Genomic DNA, 4047 nt, shown 5'->3' with positions numbered 1-4047 from the left:
ACCTCGGCAACCTGATTAAGCACTAGGCCGTTGCTGTCTATGGTATATTGATAACATGTGTATTATAGACTATTACCTCTATCTAGTCAACAAAAATCAAGGTATTATTTCATTATATGGAATACCTTGATAATAGTTTACTTCACTTCAGGGCAGTCAAAAGACTTTTCACAACTTGTTTATTAATAAAATTACTGCATTACTAAATTATTCAAATCAACTAAAAGAAGACAGATTTTGTGTGAAAATAGCAGAACATCTTTTCACCCTTGAATATGAGCATATAAGTTGTCTATATTAACCCTATCTTTTAGAATGAAGATAAAGGAGAATCGTTATGAAAAAGATAGTAATACTTACATCCCTCATTTTGTTTCTTGCTGGTTGTTCTACTAATACAGAACCAAAAACACCAACACCTACGCCCACTTTAACACCTACCCCTATTGTAACTCCAGATGCAACATCTGCCGCAACACAATACGATGGTGAAACTGGCGCTACGGTTGATGTAAATGGTTCCGAATATTCAGTATCCTTAGCATTTGATGATATAGAAAAAATTATTTTAGATAAAGAACCAAATGCTAAAATCACAAAATACGAATTAGACGATGATCACGGACGCATTGTTTACGATATAGAGATTAACTCTGGTAAATCTGAATACGATATAACTATTGATGCCAATACTGGTGAGATTGTTGTATGGGAATTAGATAAGTAATTAATCGCAAACTAAAAGAGGTGTTTTGTACTTTTGTACGCTACACCTCTTTTTATCTGCACGCTATTGGAGATAAGTAATCTTTTCTAAAAATTCTTTAGCACGATCTGTTTTTGGATTCTCGAAGAATGTTGCAGGACTACTCTCTTCAACTATTTTTCCTTCTTCTAGAAATAAAATTCTTGAAGATAACTTTTTAGCAAATCCCATTTCATGAGTTACAACAATCATACTCATTCCTTGCTCCGCTAAATCTTGCATTACCTTAAGTACTTCACACACCATTTCAGGATCTAGTGCTGATGTCGGTTCATCAAACAACATAAATTCAGGATTCATCATTAGTGAACGAGCGATTGCCACACGTTGTTTTTGACCCCCCGATAATTGATTGGGATAAGCACCAATCTTATCTTCTAAACCAACTTTTATAAGTAATTCTTTTGCCAAAGAATCAGCTTCAGTTTTACTCATCTTTAATACTTCTATCGGAGATAGAGTCAAGTTTTCAAGCACAGATAAATGCGGAAATAAATTGAAATGTTGAAATACAAATCCCATTTTATTTTGTTGACTCACATTCTTTTTATCAAACTTTTCACCATCAATATAAATTTCCCCTTGTTCAACTTCTTCTAATCCCTTTATTGCTCTTAATAAGGTGCTTTTACCACTTCCACTTGGTCCAATCAAACAAACAATTTCACCCTTTTGAATTTCTATTGAAACATCATCTAATGCTTTAACTTTACCAAATGTTTTTACTAAATTCGTAGCTTTAATCATTTGTCGCTAACCTCTTTTCTAGTTTATCCGCAAAGTAAGAAACTACACTTGTCATAATCAAATAGATGATCGACGCAACAACTAAGAACACAACATAATTGTAGTAACGAGCTCCTAATATTTGTGCTCCTTGTAGTAACTCTACTGCACCTATTGTCGAGATTAAACATGAATCTTTAATTAGCATAATAAACTCTGATACAAGTGGTGGCAATACATTTTTAAATGCTTGAGGAAGAATAATTTTCCTCATTGTCAATCCATAAGGTAGCCCCAAAGTTTGACATGCTTCCCATTGACCTTTATCAATGGATTGTATTCCTCCACGAATTAATTCAGTAACATAAGCACCACTGTTTATACTAATTGCGATAATCCCAATTACATATGGATTTACACGAATGAAACTACCTGTAACCATCTTATAAATTAAAGGAAATCCCAAATACAAGAACAAGATTTGTAACAACATTGGTGTCCCACGAATAAAGTCCACATAAATCTTCGCAATCCATTGTAATAATTTGCTTTTAGATATTTTCATTGCAGCGCCAATTACACCTAATATTGTTCCAAATGTAAATGTGCATAGTGCGATAAACAAAGACATCATTGCCCCGTTTAGCAAATATCTAAGATTTTCTAATGTAAGCATGTCCCCCAAAGTCATTTTAATTCAATTCCCATTTTGTTAATAATTCTTGATAAGCTTCTGTTTGTTTTACTTGTTCGATTACTGCATTGATTTTATCCATTAAAGCTGTGTTTCCTGTTTTCGCAATAATATATGTATCATCATCTTGAATAGGTTCTTCTAACATAACGAAGCCTGCATTCTTAACATAGTTTTCCGCAACTGGTTTATCAATAATTACTGCATCATATGCATTGTTCTTTAATGATTCCATCATGATATTTACATTGTTGATACTATTCACTTCTGCTCCTTCAACATTTTTAGCCGCAACTTCTCCTGTTGAACCAAGTTGAGCCGCAAGAACTTTTCCTTTTAAATCATCTAACGATTTGATGTCACTATCTGGATTTACTACCACAACAGCTGCACTTTCAGTGTAAGGTGTTGAGAATAATACATCACGATCTTTATCATATGTGAATCCAGAAACTCCTAAATCAACTTGTTCCATTTGGATTGCTGAGATGATTGTTGAGAAATCCATTTGTACCCATTCAATCTTAAGATCCGAACCCTCTTTGTTAATTGTATCTAAAATTAAATTCATGAAATCAATATCAAATCCTACCATTTGATTTGATGTGTCTAATGTTTCATATGGTGGATAATCCGGAGATACTCCAATTGAGATAATACCATCTTGAACTAATGTTTCTGTCCATGCTGCAGTTTCTGTTGTTGCTGGTGTTTCTGTTGGATCTGTACTTGGTGTTGCTTCTGCTGGTTTACTTGAACATCCAGCTAACACTAGCATCGCTAGTAACATAATTCCTAATTTTTTCATTTTCTTTCTCCTCTTATTAGTTTCTTTGCTTTATTACTTAACGGTTATGCAACTTCGTCGTCGCTTTAACCACCCTATTATTTTCATCATTCATTCCTCCCAAAACTTTAAATCAAATAAAAAACGCCTCTATATTTACATATAGAGACGAAAAATTTCCGCGGTACCACTCTGCTTATTTAGCTTCACTTAAAAAACTAAATCACTTTCCTTTAATGCAGGCTCACATCCATCTTACTAACATACGATGAATCTCAAAAGCTCGTTTCGTCTACCTTCCTCATTCCCTCTTTCACCTAACAGGGCTCTCTAATAAAGTTTCCAGCAGAGTACTACTCTTTCTCTTCGATGTTTTAAAGTTTACCTACATTCTAGTAAAATGTCAATACATAAATGTAAAGTTTTACAAACAAATGAAAATATTTACATTCATCTGTTTATGCTAAATACGTATTGAACGATAATTCCATTACCCTTTGGCGCAACAGATAAGGCGTAATCACCGAATTCAAATGAATAAGAACCTTCTAATCCTTCAGGTGATTCTTGATAACCCATCGAATGAATCTCATCTACAATTTCATTTAAAATTTCAGCACGATTTGTAGATAAAGGTCGATATATTGCCATATGAAGAACGCATTGGTTAGGTTCATTTATAAAAGAATACAAAACACCTGTATTTTTATCGGCTTTATTGATAAATGAATCTAATGATTTTATTCCAAATTCCGGAAATGACTCAATTATCTTTTCATATTTTGGAGCTTTAGTTTGCACAATCACTTTTTCTTTCCTATCCATCAATAAACCATCTGGTAATGTTACATCAGGTACATTTGACAAGAACCTCAAGCCTACTACCGTTTTGTCGAAGCGTTGAAAAGAATAAATAAAATCATTATATATCGCGAATTGATCCAAATCACTAGTACTTGCCATTAGATCCTTGCCTATTGCAATACAACCATCATAAGAAACATTTGATAACTCAATTGGATTTCTTTCTTTTGAGCACGAGCTTAAAATTAGAACCAAAACAACTAAAAAAAC

General features: G+C 33.3%; 5 protein-coding genes and 1 other annotated feature. Of the genes, 1 reads left to right on the top strand and 4 read right to left on the bottom strand.

Translation table 11 applies throughout. The annotated features are described in order from the left end of the window. The first annotated feature begins 337 nt into the window (after nt 1-337). A complete protein-coding gene (locus tag RR643_RS11365; RefSeq protein ID WP_332469895.1) occupies nt 338-727 on the top strand; it encodes a PepSY domain-containing protein in 390 nt (129 codons plus the stop codon). A gap of 63 nt (nt 728-790) precedes the next feature. On the opposite strand, the gene RR643_RS11360 is transcribed toward RR643_RS11365, so the two are convergent. The 4 genes from RR643_RS11360 to RR643_RS11345 form a co-directional block, all read right to left on the bottom strand. Then, a complete protein-coding gene (locus RR643_RS11360; RefSeq protein ID WP_332469894.1) occupies nt 791-1513 on the bottom strand; it encodes an amino acid ABC transporter ATP-binding protein in 723 nt (240 codons plus the stop codon). Continuing rightward, entirely contained in the window at nt 1506-2168 is a 663-nt protein-coding gene (locus tag RR643_RS11355; RefSeq protein ID WP_332469893.1) for an amino acid ABC transporter permease, read from the bottom strand. The genes RR643_RS11360 and RR643_RS11355 overlap by 8 nt, the downstream gene beginning before the upstream one ends. A gap of 16 nt (nt 2169-2184) precedes the next feature. Next, the gene (locus RR643_RS11350) at nt 2185-2994 is read right to left on the bottom strand and encodes a transporter substrate-binding domain-containing protein (RefSeq protein ID WP_332483286.1); all 810 of its coding nucleotides are present in this window, start codon (nt 2992-2994) and stop codon (nt 2185-2187) included. A 140-nt stretch (nt 2995-3134) separates the two neighbouring features. Next, nucleotides 3135-3349, bottom strand: a binding site (T-box leader). 74 nt (nt 3350-3423) lie between these two features. Continuing rightward, nucleotides 3424-4047, bottom strand: a 624-nt coding sequence (locus RR643_RS11345; RefSeq protein ID WP_332483285.1) for a hypothetical protein, incomplete at its 5' end; no start/stop codon positions are given.

The sequence above is a fragment of the Anaerorhabdus sp. genome, from assembly GCF_036637135.1.
Classification (GTDB): Bacteria; Bacillota_I; Bacilli_A; order Erysipelotrichales; family Erysipelotrichaceae; genus Anaerorhabdus.
Note: the sequence above shows the minus strand (reverse complement) of the source record. Positions and strands in the feature narration are given on the sequence as shown.